Origin of the sequence: Microbacterium aurantiacum (genome assembly GCF_031625015.1) — a bacterium.
GTDB lineage: Bacteria > Actinomycetota > Actinomycetes > Actinomycetales > Microbacteriaceae > Microbacterium > Microbacterium aurantiacum.
In genome coordinates this window covers 1,003,484-1,029,299 of record NZ_JAHWXH010000001.1, presented here as the reverse complement: position 1 = coordinate 1,029,299, position 25,816 = coordinate 1,003,484, and the positions used below count along the sequence as shown (strand labels likewise).

Sequence of the window (25,816 nt, the reverse complement as noted above, 5' to 3'; positions counted from 1 at the left end):
TCACGGCAGCGGCTCGGCCGCCTCCCGCGCCGCGCGGGCGGATGCGCGCACGGCGCCGATGCTGGCGGCGATGACGAGACCGATCCCCACGAGTTCCCACGGCGACAGCTCCTGGCCGAGGAGCAGGAAGCCGGCGAGCGCGGCCGTCGCCGGGGCGAGGCTCATCAGGATCGCGAACGCCGCAGCCGGGAGGCGTCGGAGGGCGATGAGCTCGAGGGCGTACGGGATGGTGGACGACAGCACGGCCACGGCCGCGCCGAGCGCGACGAGATCCCACCGCAGCAGCGCGGACCCGGCATCCAGGATGCCGAAGGGCAGCGCGATCGCCGCTCCGATGAGCATCGCCCACGCGAGCCCGTCGAGCCGCGGGAAGGTCCGCCCCACCCGCGCGGACGCGAGGATGTAGAACGCCCAGCTGGCCGCCGCACCGAGGGCGAACAGGACCCCGATCGGATCCAGGCGATCCCACCCGCCGCCGGCGAGCGCGACGACACCGGCGAGCGCGAGGAGCGCCCACAGCCATGCCGACGCCCGCCTGCTCGCCACGATCGACAGGACGAGGGGCCCCAGCACCTCGATCGTCACGGTGATGCCGAGCGGCAGGCGCTCCAGCGCGAGGTAGAACAGCCCGTTCATGGTCGCCAGGACCAGGCCGAATCCGGCCACGGCGAGCCAGTCGCCGCGCCCGTACCCGCGGAACGTCGGCCGCGCGATGGCGAGGAGGAGTGCGGCGGAGAACACCAGCCGCAGCATCACCATGCCGAGCGGGCCGACCTCGGGGAAGAGGAGGACGGCCAGCGACGCGCCGATCTCCTGGCAGGAGAGCCCGACGACGACGAAGAGGACCGCGGGAGCCGCGCCCCGGGAGCCTCTCACCGGATCATGAGATGGGCTCGGCGCAGATCGCGCTGTCGCTGATCTCCTGGTGGAACTGCTCAGGCGTCCAGGGGAGACCGGCCGCCGGGGCGGTCTGACCCGACGCCGCCGGGGCCTTGGAGGCGATGGCGGCGAGCTCCCACGCGAGGCGGGCCCCGAAACCCGATCCGCCCGCGGACTGGTTGAGGACGACCGCGACCGTCAGGCCCGACTCCGGGTCGGAGTAGGCCGCCGTGGTGTAGCCGGGGAAGACGCCGTGCTGTCCGATGAGCGAACCGGCCTGGTAGACGCCGCCGCCGACGGTGAGCCACGATGCCGACGAATCCGACTCCGGGAGGGCACCCTCCAGGCGCTCCCCCGCGGGGACGAGTGCACCGGTGGCGAGTGCCTGCGCGTAGCGACCGAGGTCGGTGATGTCGGTCGTCACGCCGGCGTCGGTGAAGCCGACGGTGCGGGAGAGATCGGTGATGTCGACGGGCTCGAGGCAGTTGCGGCGGTCGCCCTCCTGCCGCGCGAAGAGTCCGGTGAGGACCGGGGCCTCTGCGGCCGGCGCACCGAAGGTCGTCGCCGTGAGGTCGAGCGGGTCGGCGACGTACTCCTCGACGAGCACGCGCGCACTCTTCCCGGTCGCACGCTCCAGCGCGAGCCCGAGGAGCAGGTAGCCGGCATCCGAATCGCGATATTGCGCGCCCGGCTCGGCGGTGCGCTCCTGTCCGAGACCGAAGGCCGCCAGTTCGCGCGGACCCCACCGGCGCTCGGGGTTGTCGAGCCACAGACCGAGCAGCCGGGACGTGTACGAGCCGATGCCGGACGTGCCGTCGCACAGCTGCCCGAGGGTGATCCCCTCGAGGTCGGGCACCGCCGCGACGTACTCGGTGATCGAGTCGTCGAGCGCGACCAGTCCCTGATCGGCGATCTGGTAGAGGATGTCGCAGGTCATCGACCGTGTGGACTTCGCCGCGGCGAACTGCATGTCCGTCGTGACCTCGCCCCCGCCGGCGGGGGTCTGCGTGCCGACTCCGGCGACCCACGACCCGCTCCATGGCGCCCAGACGCCGACGATCGCCCCGGATGCGCCGGCGGCCGACATGGCGTTCGCGACGGCGGCCTCGAGCTGCTCCTGCGTCTCAGCGGGGAGGGCCCCCTCGACCTGCGGGGGCACGTCGATCGACACGCTCCGGTCGGGTGTGCAGGCCGCCAGCGACAGCACCATGCCGATGACCGCCGCCGCGGCGACGACGCCCCGGCGCACGCTGAATCGACCGTGCATCCTCACCCCCAGCTGATCGTGACTTGCATTCAAACACACCCGCCCGTGATCCCTATGGTTGAGGGATGAGCCATCGCTTCGACGACGCCGCACGAGCAGGCGTTCTCGGCCACATGAACGGCGACCACGCGGAAGACAATCTTCTCATCACGCGAGCCCACGCGCCCTCGGATGTGGAACCCGCCGACATCGTCGGAGCCGTCATGACCGACCTCGACGGCGATACCGGCACGTGGGTCGCGACGCTCGTCGGCGGCCGCGAGATCGAGGTCGTCGTCGCCTGGCCCGGCGCCCCGATCAGCGAGCGCCCGCACCTCCGCCGCGAGATCGTGGCCCTCTACGACGAGTCCTGCCGCCGCCTCGGCATCGAGCCCCGCCCGCACGACTGAGCCGGTCGCCCGTCACTCGGCGGAAGGCCACCCGGGCTGCTCGGTCCGGTCCGCTCCGCGGAGGAGCTCCGCGGTCCACGCGCGGGTGACCGCCCCATCGCGTGCGCGGATCATGCCGTCCTGCTCGCCCGTGTAGCGGAACCCCGCTTTGGCGGCCACGCGCATCGACGGGGCGTTGCCGACGACGCACTCCCACCGCATCCGCTCGAGATCCGTGCGGGCGAACACCTCGTCGATCACGGCGGAAAGGGCCTCGGGAAGGATGCCGCGCCCGCGGTGCGGGGCGCCCAGCCAGAATCCGACCATGCCGCTCGGCATCCGCACCCCGATCACCCCGAGCAGAGGGCCCCCGGCGGACTCGCGGATCGCCCACGTCCACTCCTCGCCGCGCAGCCACCCCTTCGGCACGAACTCCGCGACGAACCCGACCGCGTGCTCGCGGCGGTAGGGCCACGGGATCGACAGGTACTCCTCGAACAGCGGATCGACGCAGTACCGCGCGATGTCGTCGACGTCACCGGGCAGGGGCTGGTCCAGCACCAGCCGTTCGGTCCGGATGACGAACGGCAGCGTTCCGCCCGGACTCACCCGGCCGTCCGGGCGATGATCGGCATCGTGCGGGTGACGGGGTGGGCGTCGTCCTCGGGATCGGGATCGGTCAGCAGGAAGAAGCGCCCCTGGTAGGGGCCGAGGTGCAACGGGAAGCTCTGCAGATCGTCCACCCGCGCGACGGCCTCACCGGTCTCGGCATCCGTCACACCGCTCCGCGGCACGAGGCACTCCGACCGGACCGTGGCATCGACGCTCTCACCGGAGAAGTTCAGCACCGTCAGCTGGAGAGGGGCGTCCTCGAGCCGGCGATCCCCGCCGTCGAGGCGGTGCACCAGCACGAGCATGCTCGGGTGCCCCACCGACGGCACATCGATCTGCGACGCCGTGGCGATCCCGTGCTCACGACGCACCCGCAGCAGCGACCGGAGCCCGCTCGCGAACGATGCCGGATCCTTCAGCTGCGTCGGGAGCGGCCCGTACAGCGACCGCGCGCGCGGCATGCCGGCCGCCGAGCGCGTCGCCTCCGGCGCGACGTCGAGCAGGTCGTGCGCGCCGCGCTCGATCCAACGTGTGTCGCCCGACGCGATGAGCGAGCGCACGTCGTCCGCGGGCAGCGTGAGGGCGCCCGTGAGGTCCCAGCCCGACAGCGCGAAGACGCCCGGCTGCCACGCGTTGTACTTCGCCAGCAGCAGGTGGGCGTCACGGATGCCGGGCACATCGGCATCCGTGATGTCCTCCAGCCGGGGCTTCCCCTGCGTCGCGGCGATGAGCGAGGCCGTCGTGCAGGCGATCCCGTTCTGTGTGAACGGCAGGTTGTAGTCGGCGGCGACCGTGAGCACCTCGGTCAGCTCCGCGCGGATGAGCGCCGCGAGGTCGTGCCCCGAGATCTCGCCGTGACGGAACGGGTAGACGTCGTCGCGGTGCGTGGTCGCCCAGTGGACGAGCTCGTAGGTGAGCTCGTCGTGGTTCTGCATCCCGTGCACGAGCTGCGCCGGCTCCACGCCGGTCTCGAGCGAGGTCATCAGTGCGAGACGGAGGAACTCGGTGTCGGCGGTGGCGAGGGCATGGTGGTACGCCGGTCGCGTCACGAAGTCGTACGACAGATCGGCGCCGACCGCCGCGGTGTCGCGGATGTCCTCCATCGTCAGGTTGAGCTCCTGGAACGTGAAGCCGCCGACCTTCCGGACCATTCCGGCGATGATGTGGTTCGCCGCCTGGGAGAGCGGATGCCCCTCCGACCACGCCGGGAGTCCTTCCGCGCTCTTCTCCACACCGAGGAATCCGTTGGCGTCGAGCCGCAGCGCGCTCGTGCCGAGGTCGCCCAGCGAGTGGAGCGCGTCGCCGATCACCAGGCGCATGCCTGCGAACGTGGGGTCGAGCCAGTTGATGGAGGGCTGCCCCTCCTTGAAGTAGTGCAGGTACACCCAGCGCCGCTCGACCCCGTCGGTGCCGGTGACGGGCGCCGTCGCGCTCCAGTTGGTCTCCTTCACGCCCGGCGTGTAGAAGATGACCCGCTGCAGCTCGCCGATGATGTAGCCGCGCGCGCTCAGTTCGCGCTCGCGATCGGCGTCGAGGTTGACCGAGTCGCGCCCCTCGGGCACGTCGGGGAGGAGGTTCCAGTCCTCGGGCTGGATCTCCACCATGTGGTAGATCCCCGGGTAGTCCTTGTAGGCCATCTCGGCCAGACGGAAGTCGGCGCCCTTCCCGGTGTGCCCCGGGACGATGTCGTCGATGACGCTTCCGCCGTGGGACTCGGCGACGTCGGCGAGGCGACGGAAGGCCGCCTCGTCACCGAACTCCGGGTCGATCTGCGTGCTGATCCTGTCGAAGTGACCGTCGACGCTCGGCGTCTGCTGCCAGTCGGTGATGCCGCCGGCGCGCTTGACGGGACCGGTGTGGATGCCGGTGATCCCGATCCGCTCGAAGGTCCGCCACAGCGCGTCCTCACCCAGCGCCTGCAGGAACGATTCCCCCGGCCGCGTGATGAGCGAGATCGGATACGCGGTGAACCAGACGTCCGTCGTCTCGATCGCCCGGCGCGCATCAGGGCGCGCGTAGGGGTTCCGCCACATCGACGGCTGACCCGACAGCTGCCGGCCGAGGACATCGGCATCCTTCAGCATCGACTGCCGCACGAGCCATTCGACGTACGCGGGGTTGGTCCCGTTGGCCGTCCGCGGGTCGGAGGCGAAGCGACGCAGGCTCCCGCCGCGCATCTGATCGCGCGGACGCAGCCGGCGCGGACGTGCGGGGTAGCGCTGCTCGTCGTAGCTGATCTCCGCCGGATCGTGTTCGATCGGCTCCTGCTCGCCCGGCGCGTGGGCGGTCGTCTCGTGCGCGGTCGTTTCGTGTGCGGCCTGCTCGTCCACCCGGCATCCGTTCTCCCGGCTCGTCCGGCGCGGGTGACAGCGACGCTACCGGCCCGCGTCGCCGAGGAGAAGACGCTTGACCGTCCCGGGCGCGGCGGGTATCGGCGGGCGAGCGCACTGCTCTAGGTTAGGTGACCCTAAGTCGCTAGGATGGGCGCATGAGCGACCCGACTCCGTTCTCCGCCACCCTGCGCGAGCGCTCGAGCGGTGCGCACTCCACGAGCGAGCAGGCCGGCTTCATGGCCGACCTGATGAAGGGCGAAGGCACCCGCGACGACTACGTCGCGCTCGTCGCACAGCACTGGTTCATCTACGACGCGCTCGAGGCGGCCGCCGACCGCATGCGCGAGGACCCCATCGCCGCCCCCTTCATCTCCGACAAGCTCACCCGCCTGCCCGCCCTCGAAGCGGACCTGTCCTTCCTGCTGGGTCCGCAGTGGCGCGATCGGATCACTCCGCTCCCCACGACGCAGCGCTACGTCGAGCGCATCGCCCAGGTGGGGGCGACGTGGCCGGGCGGATTCGTCGCCCACCACTACACGCGCTATCTCGGCGACCTCTCCGGCGGGCAGTTCATCGGTCGCCTCATGGCGCGGCGCTTCGGGTTCGAGACCAACGGCATCGGCTTCTACCTCTTCGACGACATCGCCGACCCGAAGGCGTTCAAGGAGATCTACCGCGAGCAGCTGGATGCCGCGCCCTGGGACGCCGACGAGCAGGCCCGCGTCATCGACGAGGTGCTGCTGGCCTACCGGTTCAACACCGAGCTGTTCGACGATCTCGCCGCCGCGAAGGCCGTCCCCGTCGCCTGAGGTCCGTCTTGGTTCCGCCCGTCCGGAACGCTCAGCCCCGCTCAGCCGCCGCGCGGGAGCGCGCCTCGGCCATCCACCGCGCGACGTCCGGGTCGACGCGGATGTCGCTCGGACGCAGCGGGCGCGACAGGTACAGTCCGTCGAGCGACGTCAGCCGCGACAGCGCGACGTAGGTCTGACCGGGCGCGAAGGCCCCCGAGCCGAGGTCGATCACGGCCCGCTCGTACGTCTTTCCCTGCGACTTGTGGATCGTCACCGCCCACGCCAGGCGCAGCGGGAACTGGGTGAACTCCGCCACGATGTCGCGCGAGAGCGACTTCGACCCGGGGTCGTAGGCGTAGCGGAACCTCTCCCACACCGCCGGCTCGACGTCGAACTCCTCGCCCTCGACCTCCACCCGCACCGACTCGCCGGCGATCCGAGTGACGGTCCCGATCGTGCCGTTGACCCAGCGCGGCGGCTCTCCACCGAACCCCTGGGTGTCGTTGCGGAGGAACATCACCTGCGCGCCGACCTTGAGCTTCAGCTCGACATCGGCCGGGTAGGCGGCATCCCCCCGCCCGAAGTCGCCCGAGATGTCGGCCATCGCGGTCTGCTCGCGCCCGACGAGCTCGGTGAGATGACGCCGGTTGATCTGGTTCACGATGTCGTTGCGGGTGGCGAGCGTGATGATGGGGTGCTCGCCGTCGGCGGGGTCCGGGGGCGTGCGGGCACCGGTGTCGTTCAGGATCTGCGCGATGTCGGCCGTGACCCGGCCGTACCGCACCGCGTTGAGCATCGCCTTGAACGCCGGATCGCTCTGCCGGTGGATGTCGACGAGCTCCCGCACGTGTAGCGCCGCGCCGTGGGACCCGATGTCGAGGATGCCGTCCGCCGCGCGCTCCCCCACCCACACGCGCGCGTCGAAGAACCAGAAGGAGCGGTAGTGATCGCGGACGTACCGCATCTCATCGCCGCGCGGCGGCACGGGGGCGAGTTGATACGGGTCGCCGAACATCACGATCTGCACCCCGCCGAAGGGTTCGGCCCGCCGCCCGCGCGCCTGGCGGAGCGAGCGGTCGATCGCGTCCATGAGGTCGGCGTTGACCATCGAGATCTCGTCGATCACGAGGGTGTCGATGGCGTTCAGGATGCGGCGCGTCGGATCGGTCTGGTCGATCGGGCTCCCCGCGATCAGCCCGATCGGGAGGCGGAACAGCGAATGGATCGTCTGACCCTCGACGTTCAGCGCCGCCACCCCGGTCGGAGCGCAGATCGCGATCTGCTTGGAGGTGTTCCACGCGAGGTGCTGGAGGAGCGTGGATTTGCCCGTTCCGGCGCGGCCGGTGACGAAGACGTGCTCCCGGGTGTCCTCGATCAGACGGAACAGCGCCTCCTGCTCGGCGGAGAGGGCGGGCGTGGTCACCGACTCATGCTAACGAGCGGAGGGGCGCGGTCTTCCTAGACTGGACTCGTGGACCAGAGCGAACGGGGCGAGCGGGTGCGTCGTCGACCGCGCCTCGGTCTCGAATTGACCGTCATCGGCGTGGGACTCGCCGTGGTCGTCGGTGCGGCGTTCGCGGGGTGGGCGGCACTGGAACGCGCCCTCTACAGCCCGTCCGCGTTCGTGGAGCGCTATCTCGGTCTCCTCGCCGACGGGCGGGCCGCCGACGCGCTGCAGATCCCCGGTGTCTCCGTGGACGCCCTCGAGCTCGAGGCGGCCGGTCTCCCGGTGACCTCCGACGAGGCGCTTCTGCGCTCCGCGGCCCTGGCGTCGCTCACCGACATCTCCGTGGTCTCGGAGGAGCAGCTCGATGACGGACGCCTGCGCGTCACCGCCGAGTACCGCGCCGGAGCGTATCCCGGCTCGACCACCTTCGACGTGGAGCGCGAGGGCACCGTCGGCCTCGCGCCGACGTGGCGCTTCGCGACCAGCCCGCTCGCGGTGATGGAGCTGACGGTGAAGGGGTCGATGAGCTTCGACGTCAACGGCTTCCGTATCGACAAGCGCCAGGTCTCCCCCGACGGAGCGGATGCCGATCCCCTCGCTCCGCTCCCCCTGCTCGTCTTCTCGCCCGGGGTCTACTCGGTCTCGGTCGACACCGCGATCGCGGCCACCCCCGGGATCGCGGTGCTCTCGGACATCCCGTTCCACGAGATCCCGGTGGAGCTGCAGGCCACCGCGACCGAGGAGTTCGTCGCGGTGGTGCAGGAGCGCGTGGACGAGTTCCTCACCGGCTGCGCCGGTCAGCAGGTGCTCCAGCCCACCGGATGCCCGTTCGGGTACGTACTGCAGGACCGCATCGTGTCGCTGCCGACGTGGGAGATCGTCCAGCAGCCGGAGGTGCGCCTCCAGCCCGACGGCGCCGGGTGGCGGATCGTCCCCGCCGAGGCCGCGGCACGTCTGGACGTCGAGGTGCAGTCCCTCTTCGACGGTGTCATCTCGCCGCTCAGCGAGGAGGTCCGCTTCCCCGTCGCCGGTGACATCACCGTGCTCCCCGACGGGACCGCGACGATCATCGTCCGCGCGCCCGACTGAGCGGCATCCGCTCCGGACCGACCGCTGTCAGAGACCGGCGCGCGCGTCGCGCTCGGCCATCTTCGCGAGCCGCGCGTTGTACTCCTCGAGCTCCGCGTCACCGGTGCGGTCGGCGTGCCGGTCGCTGCGCTTCTGATCGCGCGCGTCGCTGCGGCTCCACTGGATCGCCACCGTCACGGCGAGGATCAGGGTGGGGATCTCGCCGACCGACCAGGCGACACCACCGCCGATGTACTGATCCTCGAGCGGGGTCGGACCCCAGGTGCGACCCATCGAGCCGTACCATTCGGCGACCATGAGGCCTGTCTGCATCATGATCGCGATGCCGAAGAAGGCGTGCATCGCCATGACGCCGATGAGCAGCAGCAGCCGCCCGGCGTACGGCAGGCGCCACGGGACCGGGTCGACCCCGACGAGGGTGAGGGCGAACAGGTATCCGGTCAGGAGGAAGTGCGCGACCATCCACTCGTGGCCGAGGTGGTCGTAGAGGGTCCAGCGGAAGAGGTCGGTGAAGTAGAAGACCCACAGCGACCCGATGAACAGCCCCGCCGCGACGAAGGGGTTGGTGAGGACCCGGGCGACCGGTGAGTGCACGGCCCACAGGATCCACTCGCGTCCGCCGCGCGTGCCGTCGTCGCGCTTGCGGATCGCCCGCGCGGCGAGGGTGACCGGAGCGCCGACGACCAGGAGGACCGGGATCGCCATGCTCAGCAGCATGTGCGCGATCATGTGCATGCTGAACAGGTAGTGCCCGTAGACGTTGACCGAGCCGTTGGTGACCCAGACCAGCAGCAGGAGACCGGCCATCCACAGGATCGTGCGGTGGATCGGCCAGCGGTCGCCGCGACGACGCATCCGCACGACCCCGGCGAGATAGAAGAACGCCAGGAAGCCGGCGAGCATCACCCAGAGCAGGTCGATGCTCCACGCCGTGATCCAGCGCTCGGGGGTGAGCTCGGGCGGAAGCGGCGATTCCGACAGGATCTGCGCGGCGCTCAGCTCGGCGGGAAGGAGCGCACCTCCCGGGGTCGGCGTGCGTGCGAGGGCCGCCGCCGCACCGCTGGCGGCACCCATGAGCGCCAGCTCGCAGGCGATCAGCAGCCAGAAGACACGGGAGGCCGCTTCCTCGCGGAGACGCCCGATGAGCCGGGTGCGGTACCAGGCGCCGAGAGCACCGAGCGCGATGAGGGCGACGACCTTCACCATCAGGATCGCGCCGTAGGGCGAGAGGAGCGCCTCCCAGTCGAGCAGGCCGATCGCCGCCCGTACGGTCCCCGACACCGCGACGATGACGAAGGCCGCCAGCGCGATGCTCGAGTACCGCGCCAGCACCGTCGCGAGCTGCGGCTTCGGCAGAAGCGGTCGGATGAGGACCATCAGGATCAGCCCGCCGAGCCAGATGGCGGCGCCGATGATGTGCAGGATCAGCGCGGTCATCGCCTCGTGGTGGAAGGCCTCGTCTCCGGAGTGCCCCTGCGTTCCCATCGGGACGAGCGAGGCCATCGCGAGGATCGCGACGAAGAACGTCGGCGTCCACGACCGCACGGCGAAGGTGAGGATCGTCAGGACCGCACCGGCGATGGTCGTGATGAGCCACGTGCGCCCGAGCTCCGTCTCGACCAGGTAGCGGCCGAGCTGCGCGCCGAACTCCGGACCCGGTCCCACCTGCGGGTTGAAGGCGTCGACGAAGGTGAGGAATCCGGTCGCCGCCGACGCGACGGTGAACACCGCGGCGGAGACGGATGCGGCATCCAGCGCCGCCTCGAACGGACGCTCGCCGGCGCGGAGGGTGAACAGCGCGGTGATGAGGATGCCGACCATCCCGGCCGCGGCGAGGTTCACCGTCAGCTTGACGACGGGGACGCTCCAGCGGACGAACGGCCCGGGGTCGCCGATCGCGAGCGGCGCCACCGCACCGCCGTAGATCAGAGCCCAGACGAGGACGATCAGCGACGAGACGATGAGGATCGCCGGGCCCGCCAGGCGCAGCGCGCGCGGTCCGATCCCGCGGTCAGCGGGACGACGCGGCGCGGGGGCGCGCAGGGTGGGGGCGGAGGTCACCGTTCAAGCCTACGGCGGCATGCAGAAGGGGGATGCCGTGCGAGCACGGCATCCCCCTTCTGGAGGTCAGGGCGTCGTTACTTGACGGCGGCCTTCAGCTTGGAGCCGGCGGTGACCTTGACGCGCTTGCCCGCGGGGATCTTGATCTCCTCGCCGGTCTGGGGGTTGCGGCCCGTGCGCGCCGACGTCTCGACCTGCTCGAAGGCGATCCAGCCGGGGATCGAAACCTTGCTGCCCTTGGCGACCGCCTCGGAGACGGTGGAGAAGAGGGCGTCGAGCACGCCCGACACCGCGGACTGGCTCTGTCCGGTGGCGCTTGCGATGCTCGCGACGAGCTCGGTCTTGGTGATGGACTTGTCGGCCATGTGGTTGTCCTCCAGGCGACGGACGTCGCCTCTCGTTACTGCGGACGAAGGATTCGCACCTCCGTTGGTCGGATGGACCGCCTCGACAGTACCAACCACCCCCGTGTTTCCGCGGATTCACGGGCATTTCGGGCTCAATCGCCCGGCGTGTCGCCCTCATGCCGAGACTCATGTGACGCGAGTGACGGCCGCGCGGATCATTACGCTCACGTGAAAAGTGCAGGATCTGCTTTGGATTTCCTGTCTATAGACGCAGGATGTGTCGGGTGCGCACCGGAGCGCACCTCACCCCTGAAAGGCGAACTCCCCGTTGCATAAGACGCATACGACGAACACCCCGTCCTCCCTCTCCTCCCGCCGCGCGCGGACGCTCGCGGTCGTCACCGCCGTCGGCCTCCTCGGCGGCGGCGCCCTGGCGCAGCCCGCATGGGCCGCCGTGCCGGAGGGCCCGACCGAACACACGACCCTCGGCCTCACGGGCGCGCAGGTGATGACCCACCTCGCCGAGCTGGCGGAGATCAGCGAGTCCTACGCCGACGAGGGCTACCGGACCTGGAACGGCCCCGGCTACGAGGCCTCCGCCGCCTACGTCGAGCAGGCGCTCGAGGCGACCGGCGCTTTCACGGTCGAGCGCCAGGTGTTCACCGTCGACGACGTGATCGAGGGCCCCGTCACCGTGACCGTCGGCGGCGTCGCGCTCGTCGGTGGACACATGATCAACGCCGAGGGGACCGCGGAGCCCCTCGTCGGTGTGCCGCTCGCCGCCCCCGCGGAGGAGGAGGGCGGCCGGCTCGGCTGCGACCCGGCATCCTTCACCGACATTCCGGCGGGATCGGTGGTCGTGGTTCAGCGCGGCGTGTGCGCCTTCGGCGACAAGGTCGCGAACGCCACCGCCGTCGACGCCGCCGCGGTGCTCATCGCGAACAATGCCCCCGGGCTGGTCGAGAACGGCACCGTCGGCGACCGGAACACCTCTTCCGCTCCCGCGGCGTCGCTGACGCCGGAGGACGGCGCCGTCCTGTTCGATCTCATCGCGGCGGCCCAGGGTGCGGAACAGCCCGCACCGACCGCCGATGTCGTGATCGAGAAGGAGTTCGTCGCGGTCCCCACGTTCAACGTGATCGCGGAGTCCATCGCCGGCGACCCGGAGGATGTCGTCGTGATCGGCGCGCACCTCGACGGCGTCGACGCGGGCCCGGGCGTCAACGACAACGCCTCCGGGTCGGCGGCGCTGCTCGCCCTCGCCGATCAGGTGGCGGCGTACGAGTTCCCGAACGACCGCAAGATCCGCCTCGCCTTCTGGGGCGCGGAGGAGATCGGCCTGCTCGGCTCGACCCACTACGTCACCGACCTCGCCGAGAACGATCCCGCGGCGCTCGAGCGCATCTCGGCGTACCTGAACTACGACATGATCGGCTCGGACAACTACACCGTCGGTGTCTACGACGCCGACCAGTCGACCTTCGAGGCGCCCGTGACGGTGCCCGAGGGCTCCATCGCCCTCGAGGCGATCTTCACGGACTTCTTCGACGGCGTGGAGCAGCCGTGGGTCGACAGCGAGTTCTCGGGACGCTCGGACTACCAGGCGTTCATCGAGGCCGGCATCCCGGCGGGAGGACTCTTCTCGGGCGCCGACACCGTCAAGACCGAAGAGGAGGCGGCGATCTTCGGCGGCACCGCCGGGGAGCCCCTGGACAGCAACTACCACCGCCCGACCGACACCCTTGAGAACGTCAACCGGGAGTCGGTGGATGCCTTCGCCCCGGCCATCGGGTGGGCCGCACACGTGCTGGCGTGGGAACTCGTCGACGCGCAGCCTCCGGTGAGTCCCGAGCCGACCGACCCGGCGGTGCCGTCGCCGGAGCCGGAGCCGACCGGTCCGGGTGCCGAGCCGACGACCGAACCCGTCGAGACGATGACTCCCGCTCCGGCGGCAGGCGCTGGTCGCGGTGATCTGGCAACGACCGGTGGAAGCTCGGTGGCGCCGTTCGCTCTCGCGGCCGGCGTGCTCCTCATGGGCGGCGTCGTCGTGAGCGCCTTGGCCGCCTCGCGTCACCGTCGCTCCCGCACGGGGTCGTGACGCGCACGGTCGCGTCGTAGGAACGACGAAGGGCGGGTCTCCCTCGGGAGGCCCGCCCTTCGCTGTGGCGTCTGGTGCTTACCAGGACGACTTGGTCACACCGGGGAGTTCTCCACGGTGGGCCATGTCGCGGAAGCGCACACGGGAGATGCCGAACTTCGTCAGCACGCCACGGGGGCGGCCGTCGATGACGTCGCGCGAGCGCAGACGCACCGGCGAGGCGTTGCGGGGCAGCTTCTGCAGGCCCAGGCGAGCGGCTTCACGCTGCTCGTCGGTCGACGTGGGGTCGACGAGGGCCTTCTTCAGCTCGGCGCGCTTGGCGGCGTAGCGGTCGACGACCTCCTGGCGCTGCTGGTTGCGCGCGATCTTGCTCTTCTTAGCCATGTGATCAGCGCTCCTCTCGGAATTCGACGTGCTTGCGGATGACCGGGTCGTACTTCTTCAGCACGATGCGGTCGGGGTTGTTGCGGCGGTTCTTGCGCGTCACGTAGGTGTACCCCGTGCCGGCGGTCGAACGCAGCTTGATGATCGGACGGACGTCCTGTGCCTTCTTGGCCATCAGAGCTTCACACCCTTCGCGATCAGGTCCTTCGCGACCGACTCGATGCCGCGGGCGTCAATGACCTTGATGCCCTTGGCCGAGACGTTCAGCGTGATCTTGCGACCAAGCGAGGGAACGAAGTAGGTCTTCTTCTGCACGTTCGGGTCGAAGCGGCGCTTCGTCCGGCGGTGCGAGTGCGAGATGTTGTGACCGAAGCCGGGAACCGCTCCAGTCACCTGGCACACTGCTGCCATGGTGATGTCTCCTTCTGTACCGTGACACCGGACGGTGCCACCCAAGATCCCTTGTCTGCACCCCGCGAGACACCGCCGTTTCCGGCGGGGATTCGAGGAGGGGTGCGAACTGTCCCGCTGGAGTGCGGGCAGACAAACGAGGAGTCTAGCACGCGCGCACGGCGAGCCTTGATCCGCCTCAGGCGGTGAGGGTGTATCTGCGGGTGCCGGTGGGGCGTGGGGTGCGGTGGGGGTCGATCCAGGGTGGGGGGATGAGCCAGACGGTGGCGTGGATGCCGGGTCCGTCGATGTGGATGTCCCATCCGTCGGCGTGGAGGCGGTGGTGGCATCCGGTGCACAGCAGCACCCCGTTGTCGAGATCGGTCGATCCTCCGTCGCGTTTCCACCAGTTGACGTGGTGGACGTGGCACCACGCCGGGGGTGCCCCGCAGGACACGCACCCCCCGTCCCGTTCAACAAGGGCGAGTTTCTGCGCCGGACTGAACAGGCGTCTTGTGCGTCCCCAGTCGAGGATCTCGCTGCCACCGCCGAGGACGCACGGGATGATCTGGCCGTCGGCGGCGAGGCGCCGCACGGCCCCGGCAGGGATCGGTTGAGTCACACCGTCGATGGTGGCGACCCCGGTGCCGGCTTCCAGGTCGGCCAGGTCGACGCGCACCACGATCGTGGCCTGCGGGCCGGTGGGAACCTCGGTGCAGCCGATCGCGTGACGGCACAGGTCCGCGAGCGCATCGGCCTGGACCTGTCTCACCGACCGGGGGTCCCGTTCCCCGGCGTCGGTGTCGGCATCCAGCTTCCCCGTGAGGTGCAGCATCCCGGCGCGTTCCTGGAGGGTGAACGACCGGTCGGCGACACAGTCATCGTGGCGGGGGGCGACACCGTCGGGGTCCAGGTGCGCTTCCGCACGCGCGAGGAGCTTCGCGACCTGATCCGGACGAAGACCCGGCACCAACCCCACCAGCTCTTCCTCCGCCCGTTCGAGGCGTTCCGGATCCACCCGGACGGCGACCCGGTCTAACAGGGCGGTGATCGCCGCAGCCCCCGTCATCCCGAGGACACCGTCTGCGACCGCGCGCGCCACATGCGGATGCTCCGCGGGAAGCTCCTCCCCGGTCAGGGCGATGCGGGGTGCGGTCGCTTCCCCGACCTGCACCCACCGCACCGCTTCCCCCACCGTCGTCCCCACGGTGCTCGCCACCCCGGCGTCAACGCCGTCACCGGCCGGTCACCACCCGCCGCGACCAACCCCGCCAACGCCCCCGCGATGCCCTCGAGCCTTGAACTATCCATACCCGAATACTAGAACAGATCTACGACATTCGAGCGACGCAACATCTCTTCATCGTCGTTCTTCTGTATCTCCGACCTCCCGGGCTCCGCGGCCCCAGCGGAAGGGCGAGACCGTCTCGTCGCCGGGGATCCAGAAGCGCCACGGGAAGGCGGCCGTCCCCGCGACGCCGGCGACGCCCACGCGCGGCCCCGACGCCACGCCGTCGAGCGGCGCGGCGGTGAGTTCCAGCCGCGCGATCGCCCCGTTCAGCTCGGCCCCGGCGAGCGCGTCGATGCCGTCGTGCAGCGCGTGGCGCAGGCCAACCGTCGAGCCGAGGCGCCCGGGACCGCGCGCCAGGTCGCGTCCAACGCGGGCGGCCGGGCGACGCGCCCACGCGACATCCGCTCCGGCGATCACCTCGCCCGCGCGGAGGAGCACACCACCGGCGACTCCCTCGGGGCCGCAGACGACGTTCACGCACGAATGTATGCCGTGGCTGAGGTACACGTACAGGTGACCGGGCGGACCCCACATCGTCGCGTTGCGCAGCGTCGGCCCCATGCGCGCGTGTGACCCGGGGTCGGGCTCGTCGCCCGTTCCGCGGCCGTGGTACGCCTCGACCTCGGTGATCCGAACGGTCACCGCCTCGCCCGCGACCACCGTCGTCAGGTGCGCACCCAGCAGACGGGGCGCGACCTCGAGCGGCAGCGCGACGAGATCGTCAGCGAGCGCGGGTCGGACGGGAACCATCCGCCCAGGCTAGGCGAGCGGCCGCGCCCGATCTCATCCGCCGCGGGGGATGCCCTCGGCCCGGCGCGGTCGTAGCGTCCCGCGCATGGGTCGATGGTCGGTGCTCCTGCTCCTGTGCGTGTCGCAGTTCGTGATGATCCTCGACAGCACGGTGATGAACGTGTCGATCTCGACGGTCGCGTCCGACCTCGGCACCACGATCACCGGCATGCAGGCGGCGATCACCTTCTACGCCCTCACGATGGCGGCCTTCATGCTCACCGGCGGCAAGCTCGGCGACCGCTGGGGACGCGCCCGCGCCTTCCGCATCGGCGCCGTCGTCTACGGCCTCGGGTCGCTCACGACCGCGCTCAGCCCCAACCTGACCGTGCTGATGCTCGGCTGGTCGCTCGTCGAAGGACTCGGCGCGGTCCTGGTCATCCCCGCGATCGCCGCTCTCGCCGCCGTGAACTACTCCGGTCGCGAGCGCGTCGTCGCCTTCTCGGCCCTCGGCGCCGCGACCGGCATCGCCGCCGCCGCGGGTCCGCTCATCGGCGGGCTCGTCACCACATACGCGTCGTGGCGGTTCGTCTTCGCCGCCGAGACGATCGTGATGATCGTCGTGCTGCTCCTCTCCGGACGGATCAAGGATGCCGCTCGCGAGGACGCCGTCCGCATCGACCTCGGCAGCGTCATCCTGTCGGCGGGCGGCATGGCCCTGCTGGTCTTCGCCGTCCTTCAGAGCAAGAGCTGGGGCTGGATCGTACCCCTGGACCCGCCCGTCATCGGCGGGGTGACGATCGCTCCGTTCGGCGTCTCGCCGGTGGCGTACCTGATCCTCCTCGCGATCGTGGTGCTGTGGCTGTTCGTCCGCCGCCAGCGCCACCTCGAGCGCACCGGCGGAAGCCCCCTCCTGAAGGTCGGCCTGCTCGGCATCCCCGCGCTCCGCAGTGGCCTGGCGATGTTCCTGTCGCAGTACTTCGCGATCGCCGCACTGTTCTTCGTCGTCCCCGTCTACCTGCAGACGATCCAGGGCTACGACGCCCTGCAGACAGGCCTGCGGATCCTCCCGCTCTCGCTCGGGCTGATCCTCTTCTCGGTGGTCGGCTCGCGTCTGTCGACGGTGCGATCGCCGCGCCAGATCGCGCGATGGGGCCAGGGGGTGCTCGCGCTCGGCGTGCTCCTGGTGTTCGCCGCGGTGCAGCCCGACCTCGCCGGCGTGATCTTCGCGATCGGCATGTTCATCGTGGGCTCCGGCTTCGGCCTCCTCGCCTCCCAGCTCGGGAACGTCAACATGTCGGCCGTCAGCGCCGCCGACACCTCCGAGGTCGGCGGCCTGCAGGGGACGTTCCAGAACCTCGGCTCCTCGTTCGGCACGGCCCTGGTCGGATCGGTGTTCATCCTGCTGCTCACCTCAGGCTTCACCGGCGCGATCGAGAGCAGCGACCTGCCCTCCAGCATCCGTCAGCAGGTGGTCGCCGCCACCGAGACGGGCACGCCGATCCTGTCGCAGGCCGAGGCCGAGCAGGCGCTCGAGGCGGGCGGGGCGACCCCCGGCGAAGCCGCCCAGATCGCACAGACCTATGCCGAGACCCAGGTCGCCTCGCTACGGCAGGCGCTGTTCCTCGTGTTCGCCCTCGCCGTGGTCGCGCTGATGCTGTCGCGCGGCCTCCCCCGCGAGGTCGCGGCCGCCGCCGAACCGGAGCCTCAGGCGCGCGGGGTCTGACACCACGCGACCGACGATCCGATCAGCGCGACGGCCTCCGCGCCGTCGGCGATCTCGATCACGCGCGTCTCCACCCGCTCGGGGAGGGGGAGGCCGTAGGTGTCGTAGCGGTTGTCGACGGCATCCGGTGCCACCATCACCGCCAGGTACCGGGCGCTCGGCGAGACGCAGGTCTGCAGCACGGCATCCGTCGCGGCGATCTCGGCCAGCTCGGTGGCCCCTCCGTCGACCCCGACGAGGGAGACGGCCGTCCGGCCCGTCGGAGCGCCGTCCTCGAGCACCGCGCCGGTGCGGATGGTCGAGCCGTCCGGGAGAGGGGTGACCGTGGTCGCTCCGCCGAGATCGGGGTCGGGCTCGACCAGCGGCGACTCGGACGCGTCGGTCAGGTCGATCTCGACGAGCCCCTCGACCCGCTCGACGACCGCGACGGACGAGCCGCGCGCGATCCCCTCGATGTCGAGCGCCGAACCGAGAGCGGTGGCGCCGTCGCCTCCCGAACCGGTGAGGAGCAGCGTCCCGTCGAACGAGATCATCAGGATGCTGTCGGTGTCGGGCACGAACCGCCATGCCGCTACGCGCGGATCGGCGCCGGTCACCTCGACAGGAGCGGCGACGGGGTCGGTGCCGCGCGCGGACGCGATGTACAGCCGGCTCTCGCGCCCGCCGTCGGCGCCGAGATCGCGGTCCGAGAAGGTGAACCCGATGAGGTCGCCTCGGTCGGCGCTCTGCAGGTTCGACACGTAGCCGACGTCGGGAAGCGCGATCTCGCGGAGGTTCTCGCCGTCGAGGTCGGTCACGAGCAGCTCGGAGGTGCCGTCCTCGCCCTGCACCGAGATGACCAGGTGCGTGGTGGTCGCACGGAAGTCCTCGATGTGCGGATGCCGGAACACCGCCGATCCGGTGCCCTCGAGGTCGGTGCGGGCGATGACGTCCTCGTCGTCGCCGCGCTGCAGGAGGTAGGTCTGCAGCGGCGGCGTGCGGAAGGTCTCGGTGACGCTAGCGGTCGGTCCTCCACCGATGCCCTCGACGTCGTCGATCGTGACGGTGTACTCGGTGTCGTCGTAGAGGGGCAGCGTGAAGCGGACCCCGACGCTCCGCCCCGACGTGTCGACGGCGAAGGGGGTCGCGGGGGTGATGGTGATCTGCGACGGATCGACCTCGGCGAGCGACTGCGTGGTCGTGACGATCATGCGCGAGCCCGAGGTGGTCGTCGCCGCCTCGGGATCGACCTGCACCGACGTGACGCGCGGCCCCTGCATGACGGTGACCGCAGCGCCGACCACACCGAACACCGCGAGGACGCCGACGACCGCGAGCACCCCCGCGACGAACGACCGCGAACGTCGCCGGTGAGCGCGGGCGCGGCGGGAGACGGGCTCAGCACTCATGAGGCTCAGTACTCATACGGGTCAGCGGGCTCGGGGATCTCCTCGATCGACGCCGCCGCGATCTCGAGGCGCCCGTCGGATGTCGAGCGGACGGTGCCGGTGATGCTCACCCACTGCCCCGTCTCGGGGGTGTCGACCTCGACGACGGGGATGCTCGCCGGCTGCGCATCGATGACGCAGTGGGTGATGACCAGGCGGGTGAGGGAGAAGTCGCCCGACTCGCTCGGCGTCGCGAATCCCACCAGCTCCACCTCGTCGCCGGCGAACGCGTCGGGATTGGTGGACGTGGCGAACACCGCCGCCCACTCGCCTACGCCGAACGAGGCGGTGTCGCCGGTCGTGGCGAGGGTGACGGCATCCGATCCGGCGAAGAGGGGCGCGGCGCCGGTGTCGCGCGACATCGCCAGCTCCGCCGAGAGCGTCGCGGGTGCGAGGACGAGGCTCAGGACGACGACGCCGGATGCCGCGACCCCGCCGACCGCGGTCCCCACCGCACCCACCGTCGTGAGCGGGGCGGCCGGGGTAGGCGCGTGATCGTGATCGTGGTCGAGGCCATGCGGGACCGGAGCGGCCGCGTCGCCGTGGTCATGACCGTGATCAGCCTCGGCGCCGAGCGGAAGGGCGAAGGTGCCGATCGTGCCGATCAGGATGACCACCGACATCCCCGCGGCGAACCAGGCCGAGTCGGGGTTGATGTACAGCGAGATGCGCCCGGTGAACACGAGCGACAGGGTGACGACGGAGAGGATCGCGGCGAGGCCGACCCCGAGCCATCGGGTCAGGAGCGACTGGCGTCGGATGAGATCAGGCAACGAGGTTCACCCCCGTTCCGATGGCGAAAGCGGCGAGGACGACGACGACGGTGATCACCGCGAGCGTTCGAGTGGTGAAGGTGGTGCGCAGGAGCGCCAGCATCTTCACGTCGACGATCGGGCCGACCAGCAGGAAGGCGACGATCGACCCGGGCGTGAAGGTCGAGGCGAACGACAGCGCGAAGAACGAGTCGACGTTCGAGCAGATCGACACGACCATCGCCAGCGCGATCATCGCCGCGATCGACAGCGCGGGGTTGGACCCGATCGCCAGCAGCGCCTCGCGCGGCACGAGCACCTGGATCGCGCCGGCCACCGCCGAGCCGATGATGAGCGCCGGCATGACGGCGCGGAGCTCGACGACGAACTGGGCGAGGCTCCGCTGCGCACGACCGCTGGTGTCGTGGGCCGCGAGCTCGCACGTCGCACGGAAGCGATCGGTGAGCACGGCATCCGGATCCGGGTGGCGCGAGTACAGCCAGCCGATGAGGTTGGCGATGAGGTAGCCGCCGACGAGGCGGACGATCAGGATGCCGTCGTCGAAGCCGAACGCCTGGTGCGTGGTGATGATGACGATGGGGTTCACGATCGGCGCGGCAATGAGGAAGGTCATCGTCTCGGACACGCTGAATCCGCGCATGAGGAGCCCGCGGGCGAACGGGACGTTGCCGCACTCGCAGACCGGAACGACCATGCCGAGGAGCGACAGCACCGCGCGGCGCGCCCACGCCCGGCGCGGCATCCACCGCTCGATGACCCCCGGCGGCACCCAGACCTGCACCGCGATCGAGAGCACGACGCCGAGCGCGACGAACGGCAGCGACTCGATCAGGACGCTCAGGGCGAGGGTCAGTCCGTCCTCGGCGCGGGTCGGCAGGGAGGCGGAGAAGAGCGCGGGCGCGAACAGATCGATGACGAAGAGCGCGGCGACGACCAGGGCGCCGATCCCGAGCGCGACGAAGGTCTTCGTCGGGCGCGCGGGCGGCGCCGTGCGGGCCCGCTCAGTCGCCCGCACGCTCGTTCTCGGCGGCGGCCGTGCACACCGCGCACACGCCGAAGATGTCGACGACGTGCTCGGCGCGGGTGAATCCGTGCTTCTCGGCGGTGTCGTGCGCCCACTGCTCGACGTCGGTCGCCTCGATCTCGACCGTGCGTCCGCAGGAGCGGCAGATCAGGTGGTGGTGATGCCCGGTGCTGGTGCAGGCACGGTAGAGCGCCTCGCCATCCGGACTCTGGAGCGAATCGGCGTCGCCCTGGGCGGCGAGCCCGGCCAGCGCGCGGTACACCGTGGCCAGGCCGATGCCGGTGTTCTCGTCGCGCAGGAGCGCATGGAGCGCCTGGGCACTGACGAATCCGGGGGCGTCGGCGAGCGCCTCGCGGACGCGCTCGCGCTGCCAGGTATTGCGCTGAGCCATGGCGGGAAGTCTACCGGCGGGCCTTCCGAGCCGCCTGGGAGCGGCTCACGCGGCGGCCACCGCGGCGCGCGCGGCCTCGCGTCGACGCGTCACACGCCCCCGGCGTCCGCCGACGAGACGGCAGACGAGGTAGATGAGGAATGAGATCGTCGTGATGTACGGGCTCACCGGGAGCGTGCCGGCGATCGCCAGCAGGATGCCGCCCACCGCCGAGACGAACCCGAACACCGCCGCGAGCACGGGCACCGCGATGGGTCCCGTGGCGATGCGCATCGCCGCGGCCGCCGGGGTGACGAGAAGCGCCATCACCAGGAGTGCCCCGATGATGTGGACCGCGACGGCGACGATGAGCCCGAGCAGCAGCATGAACCCGAGCGAGACGACGGTGTTCGGCACCCCGCGGGCGGCGGCGGACTGCGGGTCGAGCGAATCGAACCGCAGCGGACGCCAGATCATCAGCAGCGCGACGAGGACGAGCGCGCTGATGACGATCAGCATGCCGAGCTGACCCGACGGCACCGAGACGATCTGGCCGGTGAGGAGGCTGAAGCGGTTGGCGGAGCGCCCCTGGTAGAGCGCGAGGAACAGGATGCCGAGCCCCAGCCCGAAGGGCATGAGGACGCCGATGATCGAGTTGCGCTCCCGCGCGCGAGCCCCGAGCCACCCGATGAGGGCGGCGGCGATGAGGGATCCGACGATCGATCCGGTGACGACATCCCACCCGATGAGAAGGAAGGCCGCGGCCCCCGCGAACGACAGCTCGCTGATGCCGTGGACGGCGAAAGCCATGTCGCGCTGCATCACGAAGACCCCGATGAGGCCGCCGACGAGCCCGAGGATCGCTCCCGCCCACACCGAGTTCGACACGAGCGCGAGGATCTGCCCGTACACCTCGACCCCGCCGAAGAGGGCTTCGGAGATCTCGTCCCAGTTCATCGGTGGTCCTCGTCGTGGTGGTGGTGGCTCTCCTCGGCATCCGGCGCTCCGACGACCACGAGCCGGTCGCCGGCCTGGAGGACGAACACCGGGGCGCCGTAGAGGTCGGTGAGGACCTCCGAGCGCAGGACCTCTTCGGGGGCGCCGAGGGTGAACCGTCCGCCCACGATGTAGAGGATGCGGTCGACGCGGTCGAGCACGGGGTTGATGTCGTGGGTGACCAGTAGCACCGCGGCGTTGCGCTCCTGGCGCTGGCGGTCGATGAGGGCGACGACGGCCTGCTGGTTGGCGAGGTCGAGGCTCGTGAGCGGCTCGTCGCAGAGGAGGAGGCCTGGGTCGTCGGCGAGCGCCTGTCCGACGCGCAGGCGCTGCTGCTCGCCGCCGGAGAGGAGACCCACGGGGCGGTCGGCGAACGCGGTCGCCCCGACCTCGGCGAGGAGGGCGTCGACCTTCTCGCGATCCGCGCGACGCGGGATGGGCGGACCGAACCGGTGCCCGCTGACGCCGAGGGTGACGAGGTCGCGGCCGCGGAGGGAGGTCTCGGGCGGGAGGGGTCGCGACTGCGGGATGTACCCGATGCGTCGATTGCCGCCGCGGCGGACGGGACTCCCGAGCACCTCGATCGAGCCGGTACTCAGCTGCTCGAGGCCGAGGATCGCCCGCAGGAGGGTGGTCTTCCCTGACCCGCTGGGGCCGAGGACGGCGATGAACTCGCCGGGCTGCACGTCGAGGTCCAGTCCGCCCCACAGCTCGCGCTCGGCACGCCGCAGCCCCGCACCGCGGATGCGCAGTGCGGGGCTCGAGGCCTGTTCGTGCTCGGTGCTCACTCCGACAGAGCGTCCGAGAGCGCCGTGATGTTCTCCTGCATCCACGAAAGGTAAGTCTGGCCCTCCGGGAGCGTTTCGGAGAACTCGATCACCGGGATGCCCTGCCCCTCGGCATCCGAGATGATCTGCGTGGTCTCGGCACCGCCGGTCTGGGCGTTCGCGATGACGACACGCACGTCACCGTCGGCGAGGAGGTTCATGGCCTCGAGCAGGGTGGCGGGCGGGACGTCCTGCCCCTCTTCGACCGCCTCGCTGAAGGCCTCGGGGGTGACGTTCTCGAGACCCGCGGCGGTGGCGAGGTAGACCGGGATGGGCTCGGTGACGAACACGGCGTCGCCGGCGTGGGCAGCGTCGATCTCGGCGAGCGAGTCCTCGAGGCCGGCGATGCCGTCGATGAAGGCCGCGGCGTTGGCCTCGAAGGCGTCGGCGTCTTCCGGGCGCAGCTCGGCGAACTCCTCGGCGAGCGCCTCGGCGAGGTACTCCATGGTGTGGGGGTCGTACCAGACGTGCTCGTTGAAGCCCTCGACGTGGTCGTGACCCGAGTGATCGTCGCCCTCTTCCGCGTGCTCCTCGCCCTCCGCGTGCTCCTCGCCCTCGTGGTCGTGGTCGTGGTCGTCGGCCTCGGCGGTCGCCTCGGGCTCGGCGGTCGCCTCCTCCTCCGCGTGGTCGTGGGCGGTACCCTCCTCGCCCGGCCAGTCGTGCGAGAACTCCGCGACCGTGATGACGTGCGCGTCCGAGCCGCTCGCCTCGAGCAGACCGTCGATGAACGAGTCGTAGCCTCCGCCGTTCTCGACGACGATGTCGGCATCCGCCACTGTCAGCTGGTCCTGCGCAGAGGCCTCGTACGAGTGCGGGTCCTGCGTGCCGGACGTGACGATCGAGGTGACCTCGACGAACTCGCCGCCGATCTCCTGAGTGATCTGGCCGTAGACGTTCGTCGAGGTGACGACGATGATCGGGTCCGCGACCGTGGACTCGGCCGCAGGAGTCGCGGCGGGGGCCTCACCGGAGGCGCAGCCCGCCAGCGCGAGGACGGACACGGCGCCGAGCGCGGCGGGAACGAGAAGACGTCGGGTGGTCACTCCTCGATGATAAGCATCCTGATAATCGTTATCAACTCGAGGTGGGGCCGACTCAGGACATGTTCAGGTGGGCACGCGTTCAGGTGTCACCACGCGCCGCCTCCCGCGCGCCGAGGCGGCCACACCTGCCACCCGAGCCCGCGTCACGCCGACCTCAGTCGAGGAGGAGGGCGGGTTCCTCGAGGATCGAGGCGACGTCGGCGATGAAGCGCGACATGCCGTCGCCGTCGATGACGCGGTGGTCGAAGGAGCCGGCGACCGTGGTGACCCAGCGCGGGCGCACCTCGCCGTCGACGACCCAGGGCTTCTGGCGGATCGTGCCGAGCGCGACGATGCCGGACTCGCCGGGGTTGATGATCGGAGTGCCGGCATCCATCCCGAAGACCCCGATGTTCGTGATCGTGATCGTGCCGTTCTGCTGATCGGCGGGCGAGGTCTTTCCCTCTCGCGCGGTCAGCGTGAGCTTCTCCAGCGCCCGCGCGAGTTCGCGTAGCGACAGGTCCTGCGCGTCCTTGACGTTCGGCACGAGCAGGCCGCGCGGCGTCGCCGCGGCGATGCCGAGGTTCACGAAACGACGGACGCGGATCTCGGCCCCGTTCTCACCGTCGACCCACGCGGCGTTGACCATCGGCGTCCGCTGCACGGCCCAGATCACGGCGCGCGCCATGATCAGCAGCGGCGAGACCTTGATGTCGGCGAAGTCGGGCGAGGCCTTCAGGCGCTTGACGAGTTCCATCGTGCGCGTGGCGTCGACGTCGGTCCACACCGACACGTGCGGCGCCGAGTACGCCGACTGCACCATCGCCGACGACGTGGCCTTGCGTACGCCCTTGACCGCGATCGTCTCCTCGCGGTCGCCCGCGGGTGCGGGCGCGGCGACCGGAGCGGGAACGGATGCCGGGGCGGTGCGCGCCGGGATCGACTCCTCCCGCACATCGCCCCACGCGGGCGTCTCGATGTTGCGGAATACGCTGGCCTGCGAAGCGTGCTTCACGACGTCCTCGCGCGTGACCTCTCCAGCGGGACCGGAGGCCGCCACCGCACCGAGGTCGACGCCGAGGTCACGGGCGAGCTTGCGGATCGGAGGCTTCGCGATGACGCCGACCGACGACGCGACGCGCTCGCGCGCGCTCGGCGCGGGCTTCTTCCGCCGGGACTGCACCTGTCCGCCCGTGCCGTAGCCGACGAGCACCGCGCCCTCACCCTCGGCGGCCGGCGCCTCGGCCGGGGCCCCGTGCTCGCTCTGGCCGACCGTCGCCGGCGCCGCGGGGGATGCGGCATCCGTCGCGGCGGTCACCGTGATGATCGGCGCACCGACGTCGACCGTGTCCCCCTCGGCGACGAGGAGCTCGCCGACGGTGCCGGCGAAGGGCGAGGGGAGCTCGACGAGCGACTTCGCCGTCTCGATCTCGACCAGGACGTCGTTGACGGCGACGGTGTCGCCGGGGCCGACCCGCCACGAGACGATCTCGGCCTCGGTGAGGCCTTCCCCGACGTCGGGGAGGACGAAGGTCTGCGTGCTCATACGTGCTCCTGTGTGATCG

General features: G+C 70.7%; 25 protein-coding genes. 5 read left to right on the top strand and 20 right to left on the bottom strand.

Annotated features, from left to right (window positions below; genetic code table 11):
- Both KZC50_RS04905 and KZC50_RS04900 read right to left on the bottom strand, forming a co-directional pair.
- On the bottom strand, positions 1 to 876 hold the full coding sequence (locus tag KZC50_RS04905; protein ID WP_053546906.1) for an EamA family transporter: 876 nt from the start codon (positions 874 to 876) through the stop codon (positions 1 to 3).
- Between the two features lie 4 nt (positions 877 to 880).
- On the bottom strand, positions 881 to 2,146 hold the full coding sequence (locus KZC50_RS04900) for a serine hydrolase domain-containing protein (protein WP_310890813.1): 1,266 nt from the start codon (positions 2,144 to 2,146) through the stop codon (positions 881 to 883).
- Between the two features lie 65 nt (positions 2,147 to 2,211).
- On the opposite strand from KZC50_RS04900, the gene KZC50_RS04895 reads away from it, so the two are divergent.
- Entirely contained in the window at positions 2,212 to 2,535 is a 324-nt protein-coding gene (locus tag KZC50_RS04895) for a DUF2470 domain-containing protein (RefSeq protein ID WP_301134066.1), read from the top strand.
- 12 nt (positions 2,536 to 2,547) lie between these two features.
- Here the strand turns inward: KZC50_RS04895 and KZC50_RS04890 are convergent, their stop codons facing one another.
- Positions 2,548 to 3,123, bottom strand: a complete 576-nt coding sequence (locus KZC50_RS04890; protein ID WP_310890812.1) for a GNAT family N-acetyltransferase — start codon at positions 3,121 to 3,123, stop codon at positions 2,548 to 2,550.
- Positions 3,120 to 5,456: a maltose alpha-D-glucosyltransferase gene (treS, locus tag KZC50_RS04885; protein WP_375294566.1), complete on the bottom strand. Its 2,337-nt coding sequence runs from the start codon at positions 5,454 to 5,456 to the stop codon at positions 3,120 to 3,122. Before treS ends, KZC50_RS04890 begins: the two co-directional genes overlap by 4 nt.
- A gap of 158 nt (positions 5,457 to 5,614) precedes the next feature.
- On the opposite strand from treS, the gene KZC50_RS04880 reads away from it, so the two are divergent.
- Complete coding sequence (locus tag KZC50_RS04880; RefSeq protein WP_310890811.1) at positions 5,615 to 6,268, top strand: biliverdin-producing heme oxygenase; 654 nt, start codon at positions 5,615 to 5,617, stop codon at positions 6,266 to 6,268.
- 31 nt (positions 6,269 to 6,299) lie between these two features.
- On the opposite strand, the gene KZC50_RS04875 is transcribed toward KZC50_RS04880, so the two are convergent.
- Entirely contained in the window at positions 6,300 to 7,673 is a 1,374-nt protein-coding gene (locus KZC50_RS04875; RefSeq protein WP_301134071.1) for an ATP-dependent DNA helicase, read from the bottom strand.
- Positions 7,674 to 7,721: 48 nt separating this feature from the next.
- Between KZC50_RS04875 and KZC50_RS04870 the strand changes: the two genes are divergently transcribed.
- Positions 7,722 to 8,786 (top strand): hypothetical protein, encoded by a 1,065-nt coding sequence (locus KZC50_RS04870; RefSeq protein WP_310890810.1) that lies wholly within the window; start codon positions 7,722 to 7,724, stop codon positions 8,784 to 8,786.
- Between the two features lie 27 nt (positions 8,787 to 8,813).
- Here KZC50_RS04870 and KZC50_RS04865 read toward each other — a convergent pair whose 3' ends face one another.
- On the bottom strand, positions 8,814 to 10,790 hold the full coding sequence (locus tag KZC50_RS04865) for a bifunctional copper resistance protein CopD/cytochrome c oxidase assembly protein (RefSeq protein WP_310891531.1): 1,977 nt from the start codon (positions 10,788 to 10,790) through the stop codon (positions 8,814 to 8,816).
- 134 nt (positions 10,791 to 10,924) lie between these two features.
- Complete coding sequence (locus KZC50_RS04860; protein WP_053546899.1) at positions 10,925 to 11,212, bottom strand: HU family DNA-binding protein; 288 nt, start codon at positions 11,210 to 11,212, stop codon at positions 10,925 to 10,927.
- 310 nt (positions 11,213 to 11,522) lie between these two features.
- Here KZC50_RS04860 and KZC50_RS04855 point away from each other — a divergent pair, with 310 nt between their 5' ends.
- On the top strand, positions 11,523 to 13,292 hold the full coding sequence (locus tag KZC50_RS04855) for a M20/M25/M40 family metallo-hydrolase (RefSeq protein WP_310890809.1): 1,770 nt from the start codon (positions 11,523 to 11,525) through the stop codon (positions 13,290 to 13,292).
- 78 nt (positions 13,293 to 13,370) lie between these two features.
- Here KZC50_RS04855 and rpsN read toward each other — a convergent pair whose 3' ends face one another.
- The 5 genes from rpsN to KZC50_RS04830 form a co-directional block, all read right to left on the bottom strand.
- Positions 13,371 to 13,676, bottom strand: a complete 306-nt coding sequence (rpsN, locus tag KZC50_RS04850; protein WP_053546897.1) for a 30S ribosomal protein S14 — start codon at positions 13,674 to 13,676, stop codon at positions 13,371 to 13,373.
- A gap of 4 nt (positions 13,677 to 13,680) precedes the next feature.
- Positions 13,681 to 13,851 (bottom strand): 50S ribosomal protein L33, encoded by a 171-nt coding sequence (gene rpmG / locus KZC50_RS04845; protein WP_005051772.1) that lies wholly within the window; start codon positions 13,849 to 13,851, stop codon positions 13,681 to 13,683.
- Complete coding sequence (gene rpmB, locus KZC50_RS04840; RefSeq protein ID WP_053546896.1) at positions 13,851 to 14,087, bottom strand: 50S ribosomal protein L28; 237 nt, start codon at positions 14,085 to 14,087, stop codon at positions 13,851 to 13,853. Before rpmB ends, rpmG begins: the two co-directional genes overlap by 1 nt.
- Before the next feature lie 178 nt (positions 14,088 to 14,265).
- Entirely contained in the window at positions 14,266 to 15,285 is a 1,020-nt protein-coding gene (locus KZC50_RS04835) for an HNH endonuclease (protein ID WP_310890808.1), read from the bottom strand.
- A gap of 141 nt (positions 15,286 to 15,426) precedes the next feature.
- Positions 15,427 to 16,107 carry a DNA-3-methyladenine glycosylase gene (locus KZC50_RS04830; protein WP_310890807.1) on the bottom strand — a complete coding sequence of 227 codons (681 nt, stop codon included), beginning with the start codon at positions 16,105 to 16,107 and terminating at the stop codon, positions 15,427 to 15,429.
- Positions 16,108 to 16,192: 85 nt separating this feature from the next.
- On the opposite strand from KZC50_RS04830, the gene KZC50_RS04825 reads away from it, so the two are divergent.
- The gene (locus KZC50_RS04825) at positions 16,193 to 17,812 is read left to right on the top strand and encodes an MFS transporter (RefSeq protein WP_310890806.1); all 1,620 of its coding nucleotides are present in this window, start codon (positions 16,193 to 16,195) and stop codon (positions 17,810 to 17,812) included.
- Here KZC50_RS04825 and KZC50_RS04820 read toward each other — a convergent pair.
- The 8 genes from KZC50_RS04820 to KZC50_RS04785 form a co-directional block, all read right to left on the bottom strand.
- Positions 17,794 to 19,200 (bottom strand): hypothetical protein, encoded by a 1,407-nt coding sequence (locus KZC50_RS04820; protein ID WP_310890805.1) that lies wholly within the window; start codon positions 19,198 to 19,200, stop codon positions 17,794 to 17,796. The two genes, KZC50_RS04825 and KZC50_RS04820, sit on opposite strands and share 19 nt — an antisense overlap.
- Positions 19,201 to 19,205: 5 nt before the next feature.
- Positions 19,206 to 20,012 (bottom strand): TIGR03943 family putative permease subunit, encoded by an 807-nt coding sequence (locus KZC50_RS04815; RefSeq protein ID WP_310890804.1) that lies wholly within the window; start codon positions 20,010 to 20,012, stop codon positions 19,206 to 19,208.
- Positions 20,005 to 21,027, bottom strand: coding sequence for a permease (locus KZC50_RS04810; protein WP_310890803.1), 1,023 nt, complete (start codon positions 21,025 to 21,027; stop codon positions 20,005 to 20,007). The genes KZC50_RS04815 and KZC50_RS04810 overlap by 8 nt, the downstream gene beginning before the upstream one ends.
- Positions 21,014 to 21,427 carry a Fur family transcriptional regulator gene (locus KZC50_RS04805; protein ID WP_053546886.1) on the bottom strand — a complete coding sequence of 138 codons (414 nt, stop codon included), beginning with the start codon at positions 21,425 to 21,427 and terminating at the stop codon, positions 21,014 to 21,016. The genes KZC50_RS04810 and KZC50_RS04805 overlap by 14 nt, the downstream gene beginning before the upstream one ends.
- A gap of 45 nt (positions 21,428 to 21,472) precedes the next feature.
- Positions 21,473 to 22,363 carry a metal ABC transporter permease gene (locus KZC50_RS04800; protein ID WP_310890802.1) on the bottom strand — a complete coding sequence of 297 codons (891 nt, stop codon included), beginning with the start codon at positions 22,361 to 22,363 and terminating at the stop codon, positions 21,473 to 21,475.
- A complete protein-coding gene (locus KZC50_RS04795) occupies positions 22,360 to 23,190 on the bottom strand; it encodes a metal ABC transporter ATP-binding protein (protein ID WP_310890801.1) in 831 nt (276 codons plus the stop codon). Before KZC50_RS04795 ends, KZC50_RS04800 begins: the two co-directional genes overlap by 4 nt.
- Entirely contained in the window at positions 23,187 to 24,272 is a 1,086-nt protein-coding gene (locus KZC50_RS04790) for a metal ABC transporter solute-binding protein, Zn/Mn family (protein WP_310890800.1), read from the bottom strand. The genes KZC50_RS04795 and KZC50_RS04790 overlap by 4 nt, the downstream gene beginning before the upstream one ends.
- A 154-nt stretch (positions 24,273 to 24,426) precedes the next feature.
- Complete coding sequence (locus KZC50_RS04785) at positions 24,427 to 25,797, bottom strand: dihydrolipoamide acetyltransferase family protein (RefSeq protein WP_236967052.1); 1,371 nt, start codon at positions 25,795 to 25,797, stop codon at positions 24,427 to 24,429.
- Positions 25,798 to 25,816 lie beyond the last annotated feature (19 nt).

What these genes read in the sequence shown, in the direction of transcription:
- rpmG (WP_005051772.1), bottom strand. Translation starts at nt 13,851, where the DNA reads ATGGCCAAGAAGGCACAGGACGTCCGTCCGATCATCAAGCTGCGTTCG.
- KZC50_RS04860 (WP_053546899.1), bottom strand. Translation starts at nt 11,212, where the DNA reads ATGGCCGACAAGTCCATCACCAAGACCGAGCTCGTCGCGAGCATCGCA.
- rpmB (WP_053546896.1), bottom strand. Translation starts at nt 14,087, where the DNA reads ATGGCAGCAGTGTGCCAGGTGACTGGAGCGGTTCCCGGCTTCGGTCAC.
- KZC50_RS04800 (WP_310890802.1), bottom strand. Translation starts at nt 22,363, where the DNA reads ATGAACTGGGACGAGATCTCCGAAGCCCTCTTCGGCGGGGTCGAGGTG.
- KZC50_RS04880 (WP_310890811.1), top strand. Translation starts at nt 5,615, where the DNA reads ATGAGCGACCCGACTCCGTTCTCCGCCACCCTGCGCGAGCGCTCGAGC.
- rpsN (WP_053546897.1), bottom strand. Translation starts at nt 13,676, where the DNA reads ATGGCTAAGAAGAGCAAGATCGCGCGCAACCAGCAGCGCCAGGAGGTC.
- KZC50_RS04785 (WP_236967052.1), bottom strand. Translation starts at nt 25,797, where the DNA reads ATGAGCACGCAGACCTTCGTCCTCCCCGACGTCGGGGAAGGCCTCACC.
- KZC50_RS04825 (WP_310890806.1), top strand. Translation starts at nt 16,193, where the DNA reads ATGGGTCGATGGTCGGTGCTCCTGCTCCTGTGCGTGTCGCAGTTCGTG.
- KZC50_RS04900 (WP_310890813.1), bottom strand. Translation starts at nt 2,146, where the DNA reads ATGCACGGTCGATTCAGCGTGCGCCGGGGCGTCGTCGCCGCGGCGGCG.
- KZC50_RS04830 (WP_310890807.1), bottom strand. Translation starts at nt 16,107, where the DNA reads ATGGTTCCCGTCCGACCCGCGCTCGCTGACGATCTCGTCGCGCTGCCG.
- KZC50_RS04895 (WP_301134066.1), top strand. Translation starts at nt 2,212, where the DNA reads ATGAGCCATCGCTTCGACGACGCCGCACGAGCAGGCGTTCTCGGCCAC.
- KZC50_RS04805 (WP_053546886.1), bottom strand. Translation starts at nt 21,427, where the DNA reads ATGGCTCAGCGCAATACCTGGCAGCGCGAGCGCGTCCGCGAGGCGCTC.
- KZC50_RS04820 (WP_310890805.1), bottom strand. Translation starts at nt 19,200, where the DNA reads ATGAGTGCTGAGCCCGTCTCCCGCCGCGCCCGCGCTCACCGGCGACGT.